17 protein-coding genes are annotated in these 23,230 nt (G+C 63.9%); 6 read left to right on the forward strand and 11 right to left on the reverse strand.

What is annotated here, in order from left to right; genetic code table 11:
- Positions 1-295: 295 nt before the first annotated feature.
- From I6F21_RS26595 to I6F21_RS26630, 8 genes are all read right to left on the reverse strand, one after another.
- On the reverse strand, positions 296-1,138 hold the full coding sequence (locus tag I6F21_RS26595) for a hypothetical protein (RefSeq protein ID WP_225183692.1): 843 nt from the start codon (positions 1,136-1,138) through the stop codon (positions 296-298).
- Positions 1,139-1,494: 356 nt separating this feature from the next.
- A complete protein-coding gene (locus I6F21_RS26600; protein WP_225183693.1) occupies positions 1,495-3,003 on the reverse strand; it encodes a tripartite tricarboxylate transporter permease in 1,509 nt (502 codons plus the stop codon).
- A 4-nt stretch (positions 3,004-3,007) separates the two neighbouring features.
- The gene (locus I6F21_RS26605) at positions 3,008-3,493 is read right to left on the reverse strand and encodes a tripartite tricarboxylate transporter TctB family protein (RefSeq protein WP_225183694.1); all 486 of its coding nucleotides are present in this window, start codon (positions 3,491-3,493) and stop codon (positions 3,008-3,010) included.
- Positions 3,494-3,641: 148 nt separating this feature from the next.
- On the reverse strand, positions 3,642-4,619 hold the full coding sequence (locus tag I6F21_RS26610) for a tripartite tricarboxylate transporter substrate binding protein (protein ID WP_225183695.1): 978 nt from the start codon (positions 4,617-4,619) through the stop codon (positions 3,642-3,644).
- 201 nt (positions 4,620-4,820) lie between these two features.
- Positions 4,821-7,688, reverse strand: a complete 2,868-nt coding sequence (locus tag I6F21_RS26615; protein WP_225183696.1) for a PAS-domain containing protein — start codon at positions 7,686-7,688, stop codon at positions 4,821-4,823.
- A 229-nt stretch (positions 7,689-7,917) separates the two neighbouring features.
- A complete protein-coding gene (locus tag I6F21_RS26620) occupies positions 7,918-8,793 on the reverse strand; it encodes an acyl-CoA acyltransferase (protein WP_036023925.1) in 876 nt (291 codons plus the stop codon).
- A 95-nt stretch (positions 8,794-8,888) separates the two neighbouring features.
- Complete coding sequence (locus I6F21_RS26625) at positions 8,889-9,869, reverse strand: amino acid--[acyl-carrier-protein] ligase (protein WP_036023924.1); 981 nt, start codon at positions 9,867-9,869, stop codon at positions 8,889-8,891.
- Positions 9,870-9,925: 56 nt separating this feature from the next.
- Positions 9,926-11,143: an acyl-CoA dehydrogenase family protein gene (locus tag I6F21_RS26630; RefSeq protein WP_036023923.1), complete on the reverse strand. Its 1,218-nt coding sequence runs from the start codon at positions 11,141-11,143 to the stop codon at positions 9,926-9,928.
- Between the two features lie 359 nt (positions 11,144-11,502).
- Between I6F21_RS26630 and I6F21_RS26635 the strand changes: the two genes are divergently transcribed.
- From I6F21_RS26635 to mtnA, 3 genes are all read left to right on the forward strand, one after another.
- Positions 11,503-11,775, forward strand: coding sequence for a phosphopantetheine-binding protein (locus I6F21_RS26635; protein WP_036023922.1), 273 nt, complete (start codon positions 11,503-11,505; stop codon positions 11,773-11,775).
- Between the two features lie 189 nt (positions 11,776-11,964).
- Positions 11,965-12,840, forward strand: a complete 876-nt coding sequence (locus I6F21_RS26640) for an S-methyl-5'-thioadenosine phosphorylase (RefSeq protein ID WP_036023920.1) — start codon at positions 11,965-11,967, stop codon at positions 12,838-12,840.
- Between the two features lie 30 nt (positions 12,841-12,870).
- Positions 12,871-13,977 (forward strand): S-methyl-5-thioribose-1-phosphate isomerase, encoded by a 1,107-nt coding sequence (gene mtnA, locus I6F21_RS26645; RefSeq protein WP_036023918.1) that lies wholly within the window; start codon positions 12,871-12,873, stop codon positions 13,975-13,977.
- Positions 13,978-14,097: 120 nt separating this feature from the next.
- On the opposite strand, the gene I6F21_RS26650 is transcribed toward mtnA, so the two are convergent.
- The gene (locus I6F21_RS26650) at positions 14,098-14,733 is read right to left on the reverse strand and encodes an HAD-IA family hydrolase (protein WP_036002146.1); all 636 of its coding nucleotides are present in this window, start codon (positions 14,731-14,733) and stop codon (positions 14,098-14,100) included.
- A gap of 104 nt (positions 14,734-14,837) precedes the next feature.
- Here I6F21_RS26650 and I6F21_RS26655 point away from each other — a divergent pair, with 104 nt between their 5' ends.
- Positions 14,838-15,596: a trypsin-like serine protease gene (locus I6F21_RS26655; protein WP_225183697.1), complete on the forward strand. Its 759-nt coding sequence runs from the start codon at positions 14,838-14,840 to the stop codon at positions 15,594-15,596.
- Positions 15,597-15,721: 125 nt separating this feature from the next.
- Positions 15,722-17,224 carry an NAD(P)/FAD-dependent oxidoreductase gene (locus I6F21_RS26660; RefSeq protein WP_057025995.1) on the forward strand — a complete coding sequence of 501 codons (1,503 nt, stop codon included), beginning with the start codon at positions 15,722-15,724 and terminating at the stop codon, positions 17,222-17,224.
- A 257-nt stretch (positions 17,225-17,481) separates the two neighbouring features.
- Here the strand turns inward: I6F21_RS26660 and I6F21_RS26665 are convergent, their stop codons facing one another.
- Together I6F21_RS26665 and I6F21_RS26670 are read right to left on the reverse strand one after the other, a co-directional pair.
- Entirely contained in the window at positions 17,482-18,402 is a 921-nt protein-coding gene (locus I6F21_RS26665; protein WP_225183704.1) for a response regulator, read from the reverse strand.
- Positions 18,392-21,763 carry an ATP-binding protein gene (locus I6F21_RS26670; RefSeq protein WP_225183698.1) on the reverse strand — a complete coding sequence of 1,124 codons (3,372 nt, stop codon included), beginning with the start codon at positions 21,761-21,763 and terminating at the stop codon, positions 18,392-18,394. The genes I6F21_RS26665 and I6F21_RS26670 overlap by 11 nt, the downstream gene beginning before the upstream one ends.
- 169 nt (positions 21,764-21,932) lie before the next feature.
- On the opposite strand from I6F21_RS26670, the gene urtA reads away from it, so the two are divergent.
- A complete protein-coding gene (gene urtA / locus I6F21_RS26675; protein ID WP_225183699.1) occupies positions 21,933-23,192 on the forward strand; it encodes an urea ABC transporter substrate-binding protein in 1,260 nt (419 codons plus the stop codon).
- Positions 23,193-23,230 lie beyond the last annotated feature (38 nt).

Genomic DNA, 23,230 nt, shown 5'->3' on the forward strand with positions numbered 1-23,230 from the left:
CTCCCGCCGAGAATGTTCTTCGAATCGACGCAACCTTTTGGCGTGCGGTTATGAGGCTCATCCGCTGCCTGCGATATGCTGAGCGACCGCACTGCGCCAGATTCGCGCACAAAGAACAACGCAAGAACATTGAGGCCTGCGGGGCATCAACAACTTGTTGATGGAACTCATCTTTTTAGAAATTGCAAAGCAAGCGATGCAAAGGATGCCGGGGCAAATCCGCGCTCCTGGAGCACCTTACAAATTGCGGCCTGTCGGGAGGCTCTGGACCAGCAATAGTCTGCTGAGCCAAAGCTCACAGGCTCTTCAATGCCTTCAATACGGCTGCGGAGAGGTCCCCGTTCGTGGGAGAGACCGTGATGCCCCGTCCAAGCGTCTGGCCATTGGCTTGGTAGAGGTGAGGGAGCAGAGCCTTAAAGCGCTGCACTCCGAATGCCTCCTTCTTACTTTTGCCCATCGAGTAATTGATAAATTCCCGCCCGGCACCGACGACCAAGTCAGCGAGCTGCAGCCTGGGCTCGAACTCCATGCCCGCGAACGCCACAGTCGGCGCGAATGCGATTTGAGCTAGCGGTCCACACTGGTATTTCACCCCACCCTGTTCAGGGCCCGACCTGCCGTAGCGCCACCCGGTATGATACTCGGATGTAAAAGGTGCCCGATTATTTGCTTCGGGCCAATCGAGAAGCGAATCAACGCGCCTGCCTCCTGCACTGTCCTTGCAGAAAAGACCAACCCGCATCAGCAGGTTGCCAAACGAATAGCCTACCAAGTCTTGCTTAGTCTTACCGAGAACCTGCTTGTTGTTTGAGTAGGCATGGATGATGCTGACGAATATCACTGCGCCGGCCGTGGTGAGCGCGTCGAGCAAATCGGTGCGAATAGCGTCACTATTTTCGATGAGGATTTGCTTTTGGTTCTCCAGGCCATGGGCAGCAAGCGGACGATCCAAGTCACGCATATTCCATTTGACCGGACAGTGACTGTCTAGGCCGTGTTTGGCCTTAAACGCCTTTACCCTCTCCAACAAACCAACGGTCATGTCGCGCCGAATGGCATAGCCGCCGATAACGAGAATGTCCGGGGCTTCGGCCCCCCAGATACCGTTAAGTTCAGAATTGTCGCATACGAGTTCCATTAAGTCGGAACATAGCTCGACGACCTCTGATTGCGAAGGTAAATTATGCAGCTATGGCGTCGACGATTGTCTGTCGACTGCAGCGGTGTCTAACTCAAGCAGCTATGCTATCGCTAAGTCATTCAGACATCTAAAGAAAGACCCTCGCGTAAGTGAGGGTTGGCTAACTAGTTTTGTATCTGAGAGCAAATCCGCGCTGCCCGACCGCCTTGGCGAGAGTTGGCGCTTATCCGCAAATTTCTCCTTTGAAATCAATCCTATTCTACTGTGCATGGGGTTGTTTTCGCGAAATTTGAAGAAGCTAGAGAGTGTGGGCACGGCGCAAGCGTGCCTTTGCCGACTCTACAAGCTCCTCCTCACGCTCCCTCGTCCAGCGCCACCAGCTCGCGCTTCTTGCGCAGCGACGGCAGCAGCGGCGCGATCAGCAGCACCAGGGCGAGCACGAGACACGCTCCCGAGATCGGCCGCTGCACGAAGGTCCAGAGATCGCCCTGCGACAGGATCAGCGACTTGCGCAGATTGTTCTCCATCATCGGCCCCAGCACGAAGGCCAGCACCAGCGGCGCCGGCTCGTAGCCGAGCTTGCGCATGAAATAGCCGATGATGCCGAACGCGATCATCACATAGACGTCGAACACGTTGTTGCTCGAGCAGTAGACGCCGAGGATCGTGAACAGGATGATCAGGGGGAACAGGATATTGTAGGGCAGCTTGAGCAGTTGCACCCACATGCCGATCATCGGCAGGTTCAGGATCAGCAGCATGACGTTGCCGATATACATGCTGGCGACGATGCCCCAGAACAGGCCGGGGTTTTGCGTGATCAGCAGCGGCCCCGGCTGCAGGCCGTGAATGACGAAGGCCCCGAGCAGCAGCGCCATCACCACGTTCGGCGGGATGCCGAGCGTCATCAGCGGAATGAAGGCGCCGCCGGCCGCGGCGTTGTTCGCCGATTCCGGCCCGGCGACGCCCTCGATCGCACCATGGCCGAACCTTTCAGGCGTCTTCGACAGCCGCTTCTCCAGCGCGTAGGACGCGAATGACGAGACCACGGCGCCGCCACCCGGCAGGATGCCGAGGAAAAAGCCGAGGATGGTGCCGCGGCCGACCGGGCCTGCGCTCGCCTTCCAGTCCTCCTTGCTGGGCAGGAGATGGGTGATCCTGGTGTTGATGACGTCGCGCTTGATCGCCTGCTCGGTGTTGAGCAGCACCTCGGCGACGCCGAACAGGCCCATCACCACGGGCACGAGGCCGATGCCGTCGATCAGCTCCATGCGGCCGAACGTCAGCCGCGGCTGCGCGGTGATGCTGTCGAGCCCGATCAGCCCGAGCACGACGCCGATGCACGCCATCAGCAATGCCTTCGGCATCGATCCCTGGGTGAGGAAGGTGAGCACGACGAGGCCGAGCACCATCAGGCTGAAATATTCGGCCGGGCCGAAGGCAATGGCGAGGCTGGCAAGCTTCGGCGCCACCAGCATCAAGGCCACCAGCGCAAAGGTGCCGGCCGCAAAGGAGCCGAACGCGGCGATTCCGAGCGCGGGGCCCGCGCGGCCCTGCTTTGCCATCTGGTGGCCGTCGATGCAGGTCACGACCGAGGCGGCTTCGCCGGGGATGTTGACCAGGATGGAGGTGGTCGAGCCGCCATACATCGAGCCGTAATAGATGCCGGCCATCATGATGATGCCGGATTCCGGCGTGCCCGACAGCGTCACAGGTAGCAGTAGCGACATTGCCGAGATCGGGCCGATGCCCGGCAGCACGCCGACCAGCGTGCCGATGAAGACGCCGATGAAGCAATAGAGCAGGTTGATCGGCAGCAGCGCAACGCCGAATCCATGTGCCACGTTGACGAGCGTATCCATGGGGTCAGCCGATCCCGAACAGGCCGGACGGCAACTGGATCAACAGCAGCCGCTTGAGCACCCACCACATACCCGTTGGCACCAGTACCGCGATCGGAATGGCAAGGGTCCATCGCACCGGATCGATCAGCCGCAACAGCAGCAGCATCAGCGGGATCGACGACAGCAGGAATCCCAGCGGCTCCAGCGCAAAGGCGAATGCGGTGAGGCAGGCGATGAGGACAAGCGGCTTGCTCCAGCGCACGTTCTCCCAGCGCGAGGCCAGCGTCGGCCCGCCCTCGGTGATCGCCGAGACGATGATGGCGCCTGCGAACACGCACATCAGGATGCCTGTGTAGAACAGCACATAGCCGGAGCCGGGATCGTTGATGGTGCCGAGCTTGAGCTTCAAGCCCGACCAGATCACGAAGCCGCCGAGCGAGAGTCCGATCAGCCCGCCCCAGAGTTCGGAGTTGCCGAGGCGGAGCTTGACGTTGGTTGGATCGTTCATCTGGATTGCTCTCGGATCACCGTCGTCCTGAGGTGGCGGAGCGCAGCGTAGCCCTCGAAGGGCGACGGTACCCCGATCCATCGTTCGAGGCGAGCCGCAAGTGCGGCTCGCACCTCAGGATGGCGCCAGCACGTGTCGCGGCAGAACTTTACTTCTTCGCGAGCCCGAGCGTCTCGATCACCTTGCGCTCGGACTCCGTGACCTCGACGACGAATTTCTTGTAATCCTCGGTGTTCTTGTAGTTCGGCACCATGTCGTATTTGGCCAGCGTGGCGATCACCGCGGGATCCTCGGCCGCCTTCTTGAAGGCATCGTGCAGCTTGGCGACGATCTTGGGATCCATGCCTTTCGGCCCGGCAATGCCGAACGGGGAATCATAGACCATGGGATAGCCGAGCTCCTTCAGCGTCGGCACGTCGGGATAGTTCGGCGAGCGTGCGCCGGTCCACACCATCAAGAGCCGCAGCTTGCCGGCGTCGACCAGCGGCCGCCATCCCGTGGAATCCGCCTGCAGCATGGTGTGCTGTCCCAGCACGGCAGCGTTGGTCTCCGCGCCGCCCTTGAAGGGGACCTGCGTCAGCTTGATGCCGGACATCCCGGCGATCTGCTCCATGCCGATATGCAGCGAGGTGCCGGCGCCGGGCGTGGCGTAGGTCACCTTGCCCGGATTCGCCTTTGCGAACTCCACCACGTCCTTCCAGCTCTTGAACTGCGATTCCGCGCTGGTGGTCACGCCGAAAGTGTAGCCCGTGAGATGGACGATATAGGTGAAATCCTTTGCCGGATCCCACGACACCTCCTGCATCAAGGGCAGGCGGAACACAGTGATCGGGATCTGCGAGATGGTATAGCCGTCCGGCTTCGCCGCCGCGGCCATCGTCGCCGGCCCGACCGTGCCGCTGCCGCCGGCCTTGTTGTCGGTCACGATCGGCTGGCCCAGCACCTTCGAGGCGCTGTCGGCGATCGCGCGCATCGAGAGATCAGTCGATCCGCCGGCCGGCCAAGGCACGATCAACGTGATCGGCTTCGTTGGATAGTCCTGCGCATTGACCGCCGTGGAGAGCAATAAGCCCATGACGGCGTGCACCGCGGCAAATGCAATCGTCTTCAGCCCGTATCCCGACATCGAAAGCCTCCCTCGCGGCGGCCTCTCTGGGGGCGCCGTCTCTCGTTGCGAGGCGATTGTTCCTGAATTTGACGGAGAAGAAAAGCGTGTTGCGCGCATCGATGTGCGGCCGTCGGTCAGCTAACGCCGACAGAGCCGACCTCTGCGACAATTCGTCGTTTGGCCGCGTGCCGAGAGGCGGAATTTGAGCGGCCGAAGCGGTCAGGCCACCCGCCGGACCGTGTTCAGCGTCTCGATGGTGCGGCCGACTTCCGAGGCGAGACACGGCTTGCCGAAATAATAGCCTTGGACCGCGGTGCAGCCGCATTCGCGGACGAAGTCGAGCTGTTCCTCGGTTTCCACGCCCTCCGCCGTGGTCTCGACGCCGAGCACGGAGCCGAGGCTCGCGATCGTTCTGACGATGGCAACGCTCTCCGGGCTTTCGCCGAGCGTGCCGACGAAGGAGCGGTCGATCTTGATGCGGTCGAATGGAAACTTGCGCAGATAGCTCAGGGAGGAATAGCCGACCCCGAAATCGTCGAGGCTGACGCGCACCCCGAGCGCGCGGAGCTGGTGCAGGATGTCGATGGTCGCCTTGCTGTCGTCGAGCAGCGCCGTCTCGGTGACCTCGAGCTCGAGCCGCTGCGGCGGCAGGCCGGCTTCCGCGAGCGCGCTCGTGACCATCGCCACCAGGCCGCGGGAGCGGAATTGCACCGGAGACAGGTTCACCGCGACGGTGACGCCGGGCCAGGACGCGGCGGTGGCGCAGGCCGTGCGCAGCACCCATTCGCCGATCGGAACGATCAGCCCGTTCTCCTCCGCAATCGGGATGAACTCGGCCGGAGAGACGAAGCCGCGCGAGGGATGCTTCCAGCGCAGCAATGCCTCGAAGCCGGTGAGCTCGGAGGAATCGAGCCGCATCTGCGGTTGAAACACCAGGTGAAATTCACGCCCTTCCAGCGCGCCGACCAGGTCCTGCTCCAGCGCGTGCCGGCTGCGCGCCTGTTCCTCCATCTCGGGCTCGAACAACTGATAGGCTCCGCGCCCCTTGGCCTTGGCCTGGTAGAGCGCGAGGTCGGCGCATTTCATCAGCTCATCGGCATCGAGTCCGTGGTCGGGCGCGATCGCGATGCCGACGGAGACGCCGACATGGATCGACTGGCTTTCCAGCGGCGGCGGATGACCGATGATCTCGACCAGGCGGCGGGCGAGCGCCTCGGCCGATTGCGGCTGCGGCCCGCGCTGGAGCACGGCGAACTCGTCGCCGCCAAGCCGCGCGACGGTGTCGTGCTCGCCGACATTCTCCTTGAGGCGCGCCGCGACCCAGCGCAGCAGGCGGTCGCCGGCGGCGTGGCCGAGGCGGTCGTTGACGGTCTTGAAATTGTCGAGGTCGAAGCACAGCACGGCCATGGCGCCGCCGGCGATCGCGACCTGGTTCAGCCCCTCGCCCATCTTCTCGCGGAACAGCGTGCGGTTGGGCAGGTCGGTGAGCGAATCGTGCCGCGCCATGTGCGCCACCCGGGCCTGGGCCTTGTGGCGCTCGGTGACGTCCTCATAGGTCACGACCCAGCCACCATGCTCCATCCGCTTGTGGTTGAGCTTGATGATGCGGCCGTCGTTCAAATGGCGGTGCAGCGTGTGCTCGCCCTCGCGCAGCCTCTCGACGTAGTCGGCATAGAGCTTGGCGCCGGTCATGTTCGGATGGATGCCGAGCTCGCAGGCGTGCTCCATGATGTCGCGCATCGAGACGCCTGGCTTCACGGTCTCCGGCGACAATCCATACATCTCGATATAGCGGCGGTTGCAGACGATCACGCGCAGGCTGGCGTCGAGCATGCACAGGCCCTGGCTCATGTTGTTCAGGGCAGCGTCGAACCGGCGGTACTGCTCGCTCAGCTCCTCGATCGCACGCTCGCGCTCGGTAATGTCCTCATAGGTGGCGACGAAGCCGCCTTCGGCCAGCGCGCAATAGCGCACCGAGATCACCGTGTCGTTCGACATGCGCCGGCGCATCGGCGAGGAATCACGGCTTGCGATCCGCGCGCGGGCGGCTTTGAGGATCTGCTGCGGGCTGTATTCCGGGGAGAACGCGCCGTTCGCCATGGATCGCTCGATCAGCTCGGCGAGGTGTGTGCCGGGGCGGGTCTCCTCCGGCGACAACAGGTAGATCTTGAGGTAGGTGGAGTTGCAGACCCGAAGCCGCATGTCGCTGTCGAAGAAGGCGAGCCCGTGGGCCATGTTCTCCAGCGCCGCATCGAGGATGAAATTCTGCTGCCGCAGCGTTTCCTCGTATTGCAGCCGCTCCGTGACGTCCTCGTGCACCGTCACCCAGCCGCCGTCGGGCAGGAAGCGGGAGACCGCCTGCACCATCCGTCCGTCGTAGCGCATCACCAGCAGCGTCTTCGGCTTCCTAGTGCGCACGTCCTCCAGCCGGTTCTGGTAGAATTCGTCGCTCGACATGCCCGGCAGGTTGCCGCGCGACATCCAGTGCTCGATCACCGTGGAATGCGCGACGCCCGGCTTCACGATCTCGGGGTCGAGGTTGTAGAGCTTCAGGAACCGTTCGTTGCAGACGACGACACGGCTGTCGACGTCGTACATGATCAGTCCGTGCGACATGTTGGCGAGCGCGTGCTGGCTGCGCTCGGTCTGCACGCGCAGTTCCGCTTCGAGCCGGGCGAGGCGGGTGACGTCGTCGCAGATCGTCATCCAGCCGCCGCCGGGGAGCGGCTTCAGCTCGAGCGACATGACGAGGCCGCTCGCCAGCATTTGCTCGGTGCGGAACGGCTTGCCCGCGGCGATCTGCGCCATCCGCCTCGAATACAACGCGTCGAGCTGGTCTTGCGGAAAGTTGCCGCGGCTTGCGCTGTGCGCGAGCACCTCGCGATAGCTGGTGCCGATCCGCACGATTTCGGCCGACATGTCGAACAGTCTGAGATAGCGCTGGTTCGTCAGCACGATCCGGTTGTCGGCATCGTAGACGCAGACGCCCTGTTCCATGTGGTCGAGCGCAAGCTGGCTCAGCGCGACGAGGGCGCCTGGGCCCTGCTCACGGCCTGTACCAAGCTCGCTCTCGCGGGTCGACATCATGGGGTCGGCGGGGCCTCGGCCAGCAATAGACTGAATGCAGCCTAATTCAGCCGCCGAGGCTAGCGAACAGGCCGGAAAATTCCCTTAAGCGCTGTAGTTTACGGAGGATGACCGGCGATGGTGAGCGCACGCGTAAACGGCCCGCTGCCAAGGCAATAGGCCGTAGCTCCGGACGAGCGCGGCGATATTCCCGCTCCGCTCGTACAGATTTACAGCGCCGGGCGTTGCTCTACGGCCCGTACAGCACGAGCTCCGTGTCGGTGAGGTCGCCGAGCTGTGGCTGGTGCGGGCCCCTGAAGTATTTCCGGCCGCGCCGCTCGGTGTAAATGCCGACGAGGCCGGGAACCGGACCGTTGGCATCGACGGCCACCGCGATCTTGCCGAGCCGCAGCAGCAGCCGTCCGATGCGGCCGGCGCATTCGGCAAATTCTGCGGTGCTCCGGCAATAGATCAGCTTCATGGCGGGCGGTGCGATGAAACCGCGGCGGATGCGCACCGGTTGCAGGATGAAAGGGAAGGTTCCCTTCGGCGTGCGGCAGACGAGGCTAAGGCAATTGTAACGCGCATGTCGCGTCAAAAGCTCGGTCTCCGCCTCGGAAAGCCCCTTGATCTCCTTGGCGTGCGGCGGAATGACCTCGATCTCGTTCCAGCGCGGGACGCGCGCTAGCGCAGGGACCGAGAAGAATATGCCGCGGCAATAGGCGCGAAAGCCCTGCGTCTCGATGATTGGCCAGGTCCACTGCGCCGGGCTGATGTTGAAATAAGTGACGTGCTTGTGCCGCTGGGCGATCTTGGTCAGCAGCGGCGCGTAGTTGCGGTAGGCCGGGTCGACATACCAGCTCGACAAATTGCACCGGATGGCGGTCTCTTCGCCCTCCTTGCGTGAGGTGTAGATCAAGAGCAGCACGCCGACCGGCCTGCCGTCGTCGTCGAGCATGTAGCCGAAGCGCGGATAGCCCTCCGGCACGGCCCGGAAGGCCTGCCGGCGCAGACCCTGGATCCAGTAGTCGCGTGAACGGCCGACGAAGCCGCGCGTCAGCAAGTCCGCGATCTTATCGACGTCGGACTCGGTGATCTCGCGGCATCGGACCTTGGTATGGATCACGCTCGTCTTGCCCGTGGAAATGGTCGGCCTCGTGAGGTCTATCGTTTCAGCATGATCTTCTCGGAAAACCGCTCCGCACTTTTCCGGATCATGCTCTAGCGCCAGCCTTCGCCATGGGCCTCGGCCGCGACAGGCGGCTGCAGGCTCAGGACGTCCCGCACCTTGGCGGGCCAGGCGGAAAGATCGGTACCGTGAGTGTGGAACATGGCGACGGCCAGACGGTCCATGCCGAAGGCAACGCAGCCGGTGTGGGCCGGCTCGGCGTTGGCGTCCTGGATTCCCCAGGTCGTGCCGAAATGCTCGCGGTGATAGTTGAAGCTCATGCACGCCGTCGGCTGCTCTTCGGAGCGCAGCGGGATGAGCAGCTCGAACTTGAGCTGCTGCTGCTTCTGGCTCACCGCCTTCATTTGGCCGACCCGGCCGAAGAACGGATCGCTGGCATAGTCGACGCGGAAGCTGAGGCCGAGGTCGGTCGCGATCTTCTGCGCGCGCACCATCCAGCGCTCGCGGAAATCGGCGACATCGTCGGGGCTGCCGATGCAGACATATTCGCGCATGCGGAACGATTGCAGCCGGTCGAGATGCTTCGACGGCTCGCGGCGGAAGCAATCCGCGGCAACGTCGAAGCGCAGCCCGCCCTTCGGCAAAGGTCCGCGGCTCGCCGCGATCGGATAGACCGGATAGCAGGCCGCCGGCGACAGCACGAGATCGGCCGGCGACAGCGAAGAGGTCCAGTCGCCGCCGGCATCGAAGCGGCTCACTGCGGCGTTGATCTCGCGTTCGGTGCCGTGCAGGCCGCAGACGCAGCCGAGCAGGTTCGGAAAGCTCTTGAGATAGCCGGACTTCTCCAGCTGGGAGCGGCTCATCACCGGCGGGAAGCGCATCACCTCGGTGCCGGCCTCGCGATAACCGGTGATCAGCGCGGCGAGCTTCTCGACGATGCCCTCGTAGAGCGCGGTGCGGGCATAGACGCCATCGGCGCCCATGCGGTGGAACAGCTTGTCGGCGAGATGATCGAGCGGATCGATCATTTGCGGGGCGGTGGTGGGCGAGTCGGGGAGGACGGCAATATTCATGGTTCGATGTCCTGCTATCTCAAAATTGTTCTTGTTGAATCGGCCGCGGAGGTACGTCAGTCGCGAAGGCTCGCCGGCACCCCGCTCATCAATGTCGATGTCGCGGCATTGGCCAGGATCCGGTCGTTGTTGATCATGATCGGCGACGACAGCACGTCGCGGAGGTGACGGCCCATGGTGAACTCGCCGTCGTTGCGATAGCCGGCAAGTCCCGCGGTGCGCATCGCGTGCATCACGGTCTCGACCGCGAGCTCGGAGGCCTGCACCTTCAAGAGCGTGATCGAGGACTGGAAGTAGAGCGAGCTCAGAGCACGCTCGTCATGCTCGACGCGGGCGAAAGCGTCGATATTGGCTGATATCAGCGCGCGCAGCTTGGCCAGCGACATCTTGGCGGCGGTGAAGTGCGCCGCGGCCGGGGGCATCTGTCCGCCGGACGAGCGGGCCGCCTTGCGGATGAAGGCCTGCGCGCGCGTCACCGCCGCAGCGGCGATGCCGGCCCAGGCCGACGACCAGCACAGATGCGCGAACGGCGTCATGGTCTGGGCGTGGATCTTGTCATAGGATTCCGGGAAGATGCGGTCGGCGGGGCAGTCGACCTTCAGCTCGAACCCGGTCGAGCAGGTGCCGCGCATGCCGAGCGTTTCCCAGCCCAGCGTCCGCTTCAGCGAATAATCGTCCTTGGCGAGCGCCAGCAGCACCTGGTCGGAGGCGGCGGCTTCGGTGGCGCGGCGGGCGATGGTGACGAGGCCATCGGCTTCGGCGCCGTAGGAGATCACGGTGGCGTCGCGCACCAGCGAGACGGTATCGCCGGCATGGTCGACCGCAGCCGCGCTGGCGCGGATGTTGCCGCCGTTCTGGCCTTCGGTGGTGGAGGAGGCGAGCAGCCACTGGTCGCGGGCGACCCGGCGCATCATGGTCTCCATCCAGGGGATTCCATGGCCGTGCCTGATGACGCAGGCGACCTTGGTCTGGTGCATCGCGTAGATCATCGCCGTGGACGCGCAGGCGCGTCCGAGCGTGTAGCAGATGTCGGTGACGTCATGGATCGAGGCGCCGAAGCCGCCGAACTCGACCGGAATCATCACGCCGAGCAGCTTCTGCTCGCGTGCGACGTCGAAAGCCCGGTGCGGGAAGCGGGCGTCGCGATCGACCTCGTCGGCGTCGGCCGCGGCCGCTGCGGCGGTCCGGGCGGCGCGCTCGATCAGGGAGGGACCCTGCTCGAGAAAGCTCGTCTGCATTTCGTCGACAGTGAGGACTGCTTCACGCACGTTCATGCTCGTCCGCCTCCGGTTTGCCGTTCGAGATCGCCGGCATCATTCGCGATGCCGCTTGAGGCGATCCTCCAGCCATCTTTGCTTGTGAGACGAGGCTACGGATTTAATTCAAATTCGTCGATGAAATAGAGGGTAAACAAAACCCAATTCCGAACGAACAGTTAAGGTCCGGTTGTTCGCATCGCCGGATTTTCCGGTATCGCGTTAGGACTCTGGAAGAAGGTTGGATTTCCGACAATCTGAGTCATCGTTTACTAAGAAACGCGAAGTATTGGTGCCGCCCATTGCAGGACCGGCAGCCCGCACCCATCGTAGCCGGCAGTCCGGTCCGACCCCGATAGACAAATGGAAATTTGCCGATGCAGGCCTTCGATACCGTTTTGCGCAACCGCATCACCAAGCTGGTGAAGGGCATTCTCGAACAGAATTCGCTCACCGCAGAGGTTACACCTTCGGCCAAGCTCGTCGATATCGGCCTGACCTCGATGGACATGGTCAATCTCATGCTCGGCGTCGAGGCCGAATTCGACTTCACCATTCCGCAGTCCGAGATCACGCCGGAGAATTTCCAGTCCGTCGAGACGCTGGAGCGGATGGTCGCGATGCAGCTCCAGCCGGCGACCGCGGCCTAATCCGACTCTCTCCTCCGTCATTGCGAGCGAAGCGAAGCAATCCAGACTGCCTCCGAGGTGGCGGTCTGGATTGCTTCGTCGCTGCGCTCCTCGCAATGACGCTCAACGAGACGATCCCCCGTTCCAAATCCGCCGCAAAACTGGCATAGCTTAACCATGTCACCATGAGGCGGACAGGGTGGAGCAGGCATGACGCAGGCGGTATTGGGCATCATCGGCGGCTCGGGCATATATGACCTGCCCGGCTTAGAGGGTGCGCGCGAAGAGGTGATCGAGAGCCCCTGGGGCGAGCCGTCGGCTCCTTTAAGGCGTGGCTCCATCGCCGGCCTGCCGATCGTGTTCCTGCCCCGGCATGACAAGGGGCACCGGCTGTCCCCCTCCGACATCAATTATCGCGCCAACATCGACGTGCTGAAGCGCGCCGGCGTCACCGATTTGATCTCGCTCTCGGCCTGCGGTTCCTTCAGGGAGGAACTGCCCCCTGGGACCTTCGTTCTCGTCGATCAATTCGTCGATCGCACCCATAAGCGCGAGAGCTCGTTCTTCGGCCGCGGCTGCGTCGCGCATGTGTCGATGGCGCACCCGGTCTCGCCGCGGCTGCGCATCCATCTGGCGGCCGCCGCGGAAGCGGAAGGCATCTCGATCGCGCGCGGCGGCACTTATGTCTGCATGGAAGGGCCGCAATTCTCCACTTACGCGGAAAGCATGACCTACAAGACGCTGGGCTACTCGGTGATCGGCATGACCAATATGCCCGAAGCCAAGCTCGCCCGTGAGGCGGAGATCTGTTACGCCACTGTCGCCATGGTGACGGATTTCGACTGCTGGCATCCCGACCACGATGCGGTCACCGTGCAGGACATCATCCGCGTGCTGAATTCGAACGCCGACAAGGCGAAGGCGCTGGTGGCGCGGTTGGCCAAGGATTTTCCGCGTGAGCACGAGCCGTGCCCGATCGGTTCGGACCGTGCGCTCGACACCGCGCTGATCACGGCGCCCGAGGCGCGCGATCCCGAGCTCCTGAAGAAGCTCGATGCGGTGGCCGGGCGCATCCTGCGAGCGTGAGACGCAAGACAAACGAAAAGGCAGAATGCCATGAAGGTCGACGGCAAGCATTTCCGCAGCATCTGGCGCGAGCGCGACGGCTGGTCGGTCGGCGCGATCGATCAGCGCCGGCTGCCGCATGAATTCGTCGTTGCGCGGCTGACCTCGTGTGAAGATGCGGCCGTTGCTATCAGGGACATGCTGGTGCGCGGCGCGCCGCTGATCGGTGCCACCGCCGCCTACGGCATGGCGCTCGCGATGCGCGAGGACGCTTCCGACGCCGGGCTGCAACGCGCCTATGACACGCTGGTCGTGGCGCGGCCGACCGCGATCAACCTGAAGTGGGCGCTGGACGAGATGCGCGCGGCGCTCGCGCCGATCGATCCGGTGGAACGGGCGGAAGCTGCCTATGCGCGCGCCGACGAGATCGCCGAGCAGGACGTTGAGATCAACCGCGGCATTGCCGACAACGGCCTGAAGCTGATCGAGGCGACCGCGGCGAAGAAGCCGGGCGAAGTCGTCAACGTGCTGACCCATTGCAACGCCGGCTGGCTCGCCACCGTCGACTGGGGCACGGCGACGGCGCCGATCTATCTCGCGCATGAGCGCGGCATCAAGATCCATGTCTGGGTCGACGAGACCCGTCCGCGCAACCAGGGCGCCTCGCTCACGGCCTGGGAGCTTGGCCATCACGGCGTGCCGCACACGGTGATCCCGGACAATACCGGCGGGCACCTGATGCAGCACGGCATGGTCGATCTCGCCATCGTCGGCACCGACCGCGTCGCCGCCAATGGCGACGTCTGCAACAAGATCGGCACTTACCTGAAGGCGCTTGCCGCGCATGACAACGGTGTGCCGTTCTACGTCGCGCTGCCGTCGCCGACGATCGATTTCGCCGTCCATGACGGTATCCGCGACATCCCGATCGAACAGCGCAGCGGCGTGGAGGTCACCGACATGACCGGCCGCACCGCGGACGGCCGGCTGGAGACGGTACGCATCGTGCCCGAAAACTCGCCGGTCGCGAATTACGCCTTCGACGTGACGCCGGCGCGGCTCGTCACCGGTCTCATCACCGAGCGCGGCGTGCTGAAGCCGGATCGCGCCGCGCTGGCGTCGGCATTTCCGGAGCGGATCTCTACGGCGGCGAAGTAGATTTGGTCGGGCGATATCTCGCCACAACCGTCATTGCGAGCGCAGCGAAGCAATCCAGACTCCCTCCGCGGAAAGACTCTGGATTGCTTCGCTGCGCTCGCAATGACGGCGTATGTCGAACTACCCCAGCTTCAGCCCCGTCGCCGTCTCCAGCTCCGCGATCGCCTGCGCCCCGCTCGTCACCTTGATCGTGGTCATGCCCATCTGACGCGCCGGCTTCAGGTTGACGCCGAGATCGTCGAGATAGACGCAATTGTTCGGATCGACCTTCAGCGTCTCGACCATCATCTGGTAGATGCGTGGATCGGGTTTGCGCAGACCGATCTTGGCGGATTCGATGACGTGATCGAACAGCACCATGACTTCGGCGATGTAGAGAGAACGTCCCGTCATGCTGCCGATCGCGTTGGCCGGCAGATTGTTGGTGATGCAGCCGGTCTTGAATTGCGCCTTGATGCGCTTCAGGGCCTCGACCATCTCCGGGCGCAGATCGCCCTGCAGCAGCGGCAGCACGTCTCGGCCGCGCACCTCCGCACCGAGCGCGAGCGATTCGGCGGCGAACAATGCGTCGAACGTCTCGATGTCGACCTCGGCCCGCTCGAATTTGGCCCAGGCGTTTTCCAGATGATTGGCGGCGTTGGTGCGCCGGATGATATCGGCGGGCAGGCCGCGCTCGGTCTCGAACCGCGTGAACGCCTCGAAGGGCGAGCTCGTCAGCACGCCGCCGAAATCAAAGATCACCGCCTCGATCGCCAATGTCCTGCCCTCGTCAATTGCTTTCCAAGAGGGCTAGCATGCGCTATCGGCAAGAGCCAGTCCGAAGCAATCGCCCGCCTTCATCGATGCCGATGCGTGTTCCCATGAAGAAGCTCGCCACCCTCATCGCAGCTACGCTGCTGCTCGCTGCGCCCGCTCACGCCATCGTCGGCGGCGGCACGCCGCAGGCAGATGGCGTCGCCCGCGCCGTCGTCACCATCGTCGGCTCGCGCGGCAATTTCTGCACCGGCAGTCTGATCGCCCCGAGGCTGGTGTTGACGGTCGCCCATTGCGTGCAGCCGGGCGCGGATTACAAGGTGGTCGATCGCGGCGGCGACGGCCAGCCGCAATTGCTGAACGTGCGCACCGTCGCGACCCATCCGAACTTCAACATGCAGGCGATGCAGGCGCATCGCGCCACCGCCGACGTGGCGCTGCTGCAGTTGGAAATTCCACTGAAGGGAAAATCCACGGTGACGGTCGGCATGCCCACGATTCCAATTCAGGTCGGCAGTCGCTTCGTCGTCGCCGGCATCGGCGTCGCGGTTCTCGGTGATGGCAAGAGCGGCGGCACCACGCGCGTGTCCGGCCTCGTTGCAACCGGGCAGCCCGGCACGCTGCAGATTCGTCTGGTCGATCCCGTAACCAACGGTGTTCGCGGCGGAATTGGCGCCTGCACCGGCGATTCCGGCGGCCCCGTGTTCGAGGACAGGTCGAACGGTCCCGTGCTCGTCGGCCTCATCAGCTGGTCGACAGGACCGAACGGCGCCGCCGGTTGCGGCGGCTTGACCGGCGTGACGCCGCTAACGCTCTATCGCGACTGGATCGTGCAGACCGCGCGGAGCTGGGGTGCGGCACTGTGATTTGACCGCGACTTGATCTATGTCATTTTGAAGCGGAGGCGCGGCGGGTGATCATGCCCGTCGCGGAGGAAACGCGCCGTCCAATCAAGGACGGCCACAAAGACAAGCAAGGCATAGAAGCAACAATGAATGTCGCTGTTCGCAGTCACGCCACGGCCAAACAGGCTTCTGAACATTTCGACGTGCTGATCGTCGGCGCCGGCATCTCCGGCATCGGTAGCGCCTATCACATCCAGAAGCAGCTGCCGGGCACGAGCTACGTCATCCTGGAGACCCAGGAAACATTCGGCGGCACCTGGAGCACACATCGCTATCCCGGTATTCGCTCCGACAGCGATCTCCACACTTTCGGCTACAGCTTCAAGCCTTGGGTCGGCCCGCCGATTGCGACCGCCGAAGAGATCCTCTCCTATATGAAGGAGGTGATCGACGACAACGATATCGCGCGGCACATTCGCTACAAGCACAAGATCAATTCCGCGAGCTGGTCGAGCGAGCAGAATCTCTGGACCATCGACGCCGTGACGACCGACACCGGCGAGCCCAGGACCTTCACGGCGAACTTCCTCTGGATGTGCCAGGGCTATTATCGCCATTCCGAAGGCTACACGCCGGAATGGAAGGGCATGGACCGTTTCAAGGGCCGCATCGTCCATCCCCAGACCTGGCCCGACGATATCGACCTCACGAACAAGAAGGTCGTCGTGATCGGCTCGGGCGCGACCGCGGCAACACTGGTGCCGAACATCACCGACAAGTGCGCCCATGTCACCATGCTGCAGCGCTCGCCGACCTATTTCCGCCTCGGCCGCAACGCCATCGAGATCGCGGAAGAGCTGCGCCGGTTGCAGGTCGATGAAGCCTGGATCCACGAGATCGTGCGGCGCAAGATCCTGTTCGAGCAGGATGCGTTCACCAAGCTCTGCGTGTCCAAGCCCGAGCAGGTGAAGAAGGAGCTGATCGGCCAGATCAGCGCCGTGCTCGGTCCCGACTACGACGTCGAGACCCATTTCACGCCAAAATACCGGCCGTGGCGGCAGCGCATCGCCTTCGTTCCGGATGCCGATTTGTTCAAGGGCATCGCCAGCGGCAAGGCCTCCGTCGTCACCGACGAGATCGAATGCTTCGTCGAGAATGGCATCCAGCTCAAGTCCGGCAAGCTGCTTGAGGCCGATGTCGTCGTCACAGCGACCGGCTTCAATCTTGCCGCGCTCGGCGATATCGCCTTCGAGATCGACGGCAAGCCGCTGGCCTTCGGCGACACCGTCACCTATCGCGGCATGATGTTCACGGGCGTGCCGAACATGGTCTGGGTGTTCGGCTATTTCCGCGCCAGCTGGACGCTGCGCGTCGATCTCGTCGCCGATTTCGTTTGCCGGCTGCTCGGGCACATGAAGGCGAAGGGTGCAAAGAAGGTCGAGGTCAAGCTGCGACCTGAAGACCACAATATGCCGATCCTGCCCTGGATCGATCCGGAAAACTTCAACCCCGGCTACATGATGCGCAACATGAACCTGCTGCCCAAGCGCGGCGACAAGCCGGAATGGCAGCACAGCCAGGATTACTGGACCGAGAAGGACGAGATTCCGAAGACGGACCTGGACGACAAGGCGTTTGTGTATGGGTGATGAGCTCGTCTGGTTGAGGGCTCGTGTGTGAGGGGCGGCGGCGCCCGCCACACACTCCACCGTCGTCCCGGAGCGCGAAGCGAGCCCGGGACCCATACTCCCAGCCGGTGGTTGTTGAGAGAGCTGGTCACTCCGAGTCTTCGCCAAACTACTCCCTGGGGTTATGGGTCCCGGATCGGCGCGCGCTTGAGGCGCGCTTGTCCGGGACGACGACCGTTCGTTGGGTGAATGGGCCTACCAACTCACCTGGAGAGCCGCTAGGAATTCCGCCGCGTCGCATTCGCGGCGATCGCGGCCGCGGCGGTCCGGTTCTCGACGCCGAGCTTGGCGTAGATCTGCTCCAGGTGCTTGTCGACGGTGCGCGGGCTGAGGCCCAGAATTTGCGCGATGTCGCGGTTGGTCTTGCCCTTGCTGAGCCAGGCCAGCACCTCGCCTTCGCGCGTGGTGAGGCCGAGCTCGCTGGTGAATTCGGGCGGCAGCGCGGTGCCGGCTTCCTTGGACAGCCGCAGCAGGAATTCGTTCGGCGCGGTCTCGCCCATGTAATAGAAGCGGAGCTGCGGATTATCGGGCAGCGACGCGGCCTGGGATTTCGAGCCGCTCTTGGCCTTCGCCTGCTCGAGCCATTGCAGCAGCGCCGGCGGCAGCACGAAGTCGTCGGCCTGCGCGCCGTGATGATCGGATAGCAGCTTCTGCGCCTGCGGCGTCGCCCACAGCACGCTGCCCTGGCGATTGACCGCGAACAGGAAACGGCCGGAGACGTCGAGCGCGGCGCGCGCGCTCTGGGTCAGCCGGGCATTGCCGAGATGGACCCGGATGCGCGCGAGCATCTCCTCGATCACGATCGGCTTGGTCACGTAGTCGACGCCGCCGGCCTCCAATCCACGCACGATGTGCTCGGTTTCGGCCAGACCCGTCATGAAGATGACTGGGACATTGGCGAGACCCGCATCGCGCTTGAGCCGGCGGCAGGTCTCGAAGCCGTCGATGCCGGGCATCACGGCATCGAGCAGGATGATGTCGGGCGTGATCTGGTCGATGATGCGCATCGCCGCGGCGCCGTCGAGCGCCACCATCACCGTCATGCCGGCGCCGTCGAGCGCGTCGGTGAGCAGCCGGAGCGTCTCCGGGGAATCGTCGACGACGAGCGCGACGTCGCGCTTCTTCGATTCAATGCTCATAAGCATGCAACGTCTTCAATGTGTCCATGTACTGGTCGAGATCGAAGCGATCGACCAGCGACCGCATCTGCGCGACGAAGTCGGCATGCTCGGGGTGCTCGCTGCCGATCTCGTCCAGCTTCAGCTGGATGCCCTTGACGTAGCCGATCTGGCCGAGCCCGATCAGCGCCTCGATGTGCCGCAGCGGCGGCTTCGATCCGGTCTCCGGATGCCAGAACGGCACCGCGATCTCATGCGAGCCGTATTGCCATTCGATCTTGAGAAGCTGGCGAATCGTCGCCAGCAGCCGCGGGATGTCGATCGGCTTCATCAGGTAGCCGTCGTGGAAGGGCTGCGCCAGCGGCGTGCCATGAGCCTCGAGCGCGCTTGCCGACACCATCAGGATGCGGGCCTGATGATGGCCGCTGGCGCGCAAGGCCTCGGCGACCGCCCAGCCGTCCATGGCAGGCATCGAGATGTCGAGCAGGAACAGATCGGGCCGGCAATGCTGCGCCAATGCGAGGCAGCCGGCGCCGTCGGGTGCGCTGAGCAGGATGAAGCCGAGCGGCGTCAGCACCTCGCGCAGGAGGTCGCGATGCACGGGATCGTCGTCGGTGACGAGGATGGTCTTGCGCGGGCCGTGATAGCCTGAGACCGGCGCCTCCACCGGCGCGATCCGCTGGGGATTGGCGACCTCCGAGAGCAGGATCTTGACCCTGAAGGTCGAGCCGGTGCCGACCGTGCTCGTGACCTTGATGTCCCCGCCCATCACGCCGGCGAGCAGGCGGCTGATGGTGAGCCCGAGGCCGGTGCCGGTCTGCGGCTGCGACGCGCCGAGCGCACCCCGCTCGAATGGTGCGAAGATACGTTCGAGGTCGCCGCCCTGGATGCCCGGGCCGGTGTCGATCACCTCGAACTCGGCGACCGGGCTGCGGTAGTGCACCACGAACTGCACGCTGCCGGACTGGGTGAACTTGATGGCGTTCGAGAGCAGGTTGATCAGCACCTGACGCAGCCGCTTCTCGTCGGCATAGACCACCCGCGGCAGCGTCGGCGGCCGCCTGAACACGAAGTCGATGCCCTTGGCGGCGGCCTGGAGGCGGAACATGCCGACGAGCTGGTCGAGGAACTCGCTCAAGCGCACCTCGTCGCGCGACAGGTACAGCCGCCCCGCCTCGATCTTGGAGATGTCCAGGATGCCGTCGATCAGGCCGGAGAGATGGTCGGCGCTGCGGCGGACGACGCGGACCTGGTCGCGCGGCTTGGCGCCGAGAGTCGTATCCTGCTCGAGCAGTTGCGCATAGCCGCTGATCGCATTGAGCGGCGAGCGCAGCTCGTGGCTCAGCCCGACCACATAGCGGCTCTTGGCGAGGTTGGCGGATTCGGCGACCTCCTTGGCACGCTGGAGCTCGGCATCGGTGCGCTTGTGCGCGTCGATCTCCTGGATCAGCAGCGCGGTCTGCCGCCGCGTCTCGGCCTCGGCGGCGCGGCGGCTCTGCTGCGCCAGCACGAACAGCCACGCCACCACGCCGATGATGATGCTGAGCGAGAAGAACACCTTCCAGAGCACGTCGGACACGAGCTCGTTGTCGCCGTGCACGTTCGCCGACGTCTGTAGATAGATGAGTCCCAGCACCAGGGCGATCAGCCCGGCGGAGACCACGAACACGCCTATATAGTGGCCCACTTGCGAGTTGATCCGGGCGTAGATCGGCTGCGGCATCAGCCGGCCCAGCGTTTCCGACACCTGCGCCTGGAATCTCGCATGCGGCTTGCAGAGATCGTGGCAGCGCGCGTCCAGCGAACAGCACAGCGAGCAGATCGGGCCGGCGTAAGCGGGGCAGGAGGCCATGTCCTCCGGCTCGAACGAGTGCTCGCAGATGCAGCACTGGATCGCCTCGATGTTCTGCCAGCTCCGCTTCGGCTTGCGCGCGATGTAGTACTTGCCGCCCGTGGCCCAGGCGATCAACGGCGCCGTGAGGAAGGCCGCGGCGAGCGCGATGAAGGCCGACAGCGCCTTCGCGGTCGGCCCGAACAGGCCGTAGAAGGCGCTGATCGAGACGATGGTCGCGATCGTCATCGCTCCCACGCCGACCGGATTGACGTCGTAGAGATGCGCGCGCTTGAACTCGATCTGCTGCGGCCGCAGTCCGAGCGGCTTGTTGATGACGAGGTCGGCGACCAGCGCGCCGACCCAGGCGATCGCGACGTTGGAATAGAGCGCCAGCGTCTGCTCCAGGGCCTTGTAGACGCCGATCTCCATCAGCAGCAGGGCCACGACGACGTTGAAGACCAACCAGACCACGCGCCCGGGATGGCTGTGGGTCAAGCGCGAGAAGAAATTCGACCAGGCGATCGAGCCGGCATAGGCGTTGGTAACGTTGATCTTGACCTGCGACAGGATCACGAAGGTGCCGGTCAAGGCCAAAGCGAGGTCGGGCTGCGACAGCACATAGCGGAATGCTTCGAGATACATGTGCGCCGGCTCGGCGGCTTCTTCGGGCGGCACGCCGTGGCTGAGTGCGAAGAAGGCGAGGAACGAGCCCGCCAGCAGCTTCAGCGCGCCCAGCACGATCCAGCCCGGCCCCGCGCTCATCAGCGCCATCCACCAGGAGGCCCTGGAGGCGCGGCGGTCGCGCGGCAGGAACCGCAGGAAGTCGACCTGCTCGCCGATCTGCGCCACCAGCGAGAACACGACCGAGGCCGCAACGCCGAACAGCAGGAGATCGAAATGCCCGTTGAGGTCGCCGTGCTCGCCGGAGAACTTGTGCCACTCCGCAAAGGAGCGCGGGTTGTGCCAGGCGATCGCGGCAAACGGAATGATGTGAAGGATCACCCACAGCGGCTGCGTCCACAATTGGAAGCGGCTGATCAGCGTGATGCCGTAGGCCACCAGCGGGATGATGACGACGGCGCTGATGAGATAGCCCACCGGCCGCGGAATCCCGAAGCACATCTCGAGTGCTGAGGCGAGGATCACGGCCTCGATCGCGAAGAAGATGAAGGTGAAGGAGGCGTAGATCAGCGAGGTGACGGTCGAGCCGATGTAACCGAAGCCGGCCCCCCGCGTCAGCAGGTCGATGTCGATGCCGCATTTGGCGGCATAATACGCAATAGGCACCCCGCAGCCGAAGATGATGATGGAAACCACGACGATGGCGGCAGTCGCGTTGGTGACGCCATAGTTCAGCGTGATGGTCCCGCCGATCGCCTCCATCGCCAGGAACGAGATCGCGCCCAGTGCCGTGTTGGCGACGCGGGCGGCGGACCAGCGCCGCGCGCTCTTGGCGGTGAAGCGCAGGGCGTAATCTTCCAGCGTCTGGTTGGCGACCCATTGATTGTACTGGCGCCTGACGCGGTCTATTCGCTGCCGCCCTGCCACTTAACCCCACTCCCGATACGGACCCGGACCCCTCGCAAATTCCGTACCACAAGCCTACGTCGGCATTTTGCGGTGCAGTATACGCGATCTTGCGTATGCGTGGGCTGCATAAATTCGAGCCATCCTCACGGGCACCAATCGCGTGTTCTCGAACAAAAGTGGGGTGCTCATGTCAGACGAAGCAAACAAGGGCCTGTTGTCGCCGCTGCGGCGCAAATTATTGATGGGAATGGCCGCGGTCCCGGCCATCACCATGCTGCCGCGCGGGTCATTTGCGCAGGCGCCGGCGACCTCGGCGGTCAACACCACGGGTCTGGCCGTCACCGACACCGAGGTCACGGTCGGCATCCTGCATTCGGCGACCGGCACCATGGCGATCTCCGAGACCGGCTCGATCCAGGCCGAAAAGCTTGCGATCGAGCAGATCAACGCGGCCGGCGGCGTGCTCGGCCGCAAGATCAAGTTCATCCAGGAGGACGGCGCATCGGACTGGCCGACCTTCGCCGAGAAGGCGAAGAAGCTCCTCGTCAACGACAAGGTCGCGGCGATCATGGGCTGCTGGACCTCGGCCTCGCGCAAGGCGGTGCTGCCGGTCGTCGAGCAATATAACGGCATGCTCTACTACCCGACCTTCTACGAAGGCCTCGAGCAGTCCAAGAACGTCATCTATACCGGCCAGGAAGCGACCCAGCAGATTCTCGCCGGCCTGAACTGGATCGCCAAGGAGAAGGGCGCCAAGTCCTTCTTCTTCATCGGCTCGGATTACATCTGGCCGCGCACCTCCAACAAGATCGCGCGCAAGCACGTCGAGAACGTGCTCAAGGGCAAAGTGGTCGGCGAGGAATATTATGCGCTCGGCTCGACGCAGTTCAATTCGGTCATCAACAAGATCAAGCTGACCAAGCCGGACGTGATCTTCACCGACGTCGTCGGCGGCTCCAACGTCGCCTTCTACAAGCAGCTCAAGGCGGCCGGCATCGATCTCTCCAAGCAGGCACTGCTGACGATCTCGGTGACCGAGGACGAGATCGACGGCATCGGCGGCGAGAACATCGCGGGCGCCTATGCCTGCATGAAGTACTTCCAGTCGCTCGACAATGCGAACAACAAGGCTTTCGTCTTGGCGTTCAAGAAGATGTGGGGCGAGAAGACCGTGATCGGAGACGTCACCCAGGCTGCCTATCTCGGCCCGTGGCTGTGGAAGCTGACGGTCGAAAAGGCCGGCTCTTTCGACGTCGACAAGATCGCCACGGCTTCGACAGGCGTCGAGTTCAAGGGCGCGCCGGAGGGCTATGTGCGCATCCATGAGAACCATCACCTCTGGTCGAAGACCCGGGTGGGGCGCGCCAAGCTCGATGGCCAGTTCGAGCTGATCTACGAGACCGCCGATCTCGTCGAGCCGGATCCGTTCCCGAAGGGTTACCAGTAAGAAGCGTTACCGTTAAGACGCGGCGTCCGCCGCACTTT

Origin of the sequence: Bradyrhizobium sp. NBAIM03, assembly GCF_020194055.1 — a bacterium.
GTDB lineage: Bacteria > Pseudomonadota > Alphaproteobacteria > Rhizobiales > Xanthobacteraceae > Bradyrhizobium > Bradyrhizobium yuanmingense.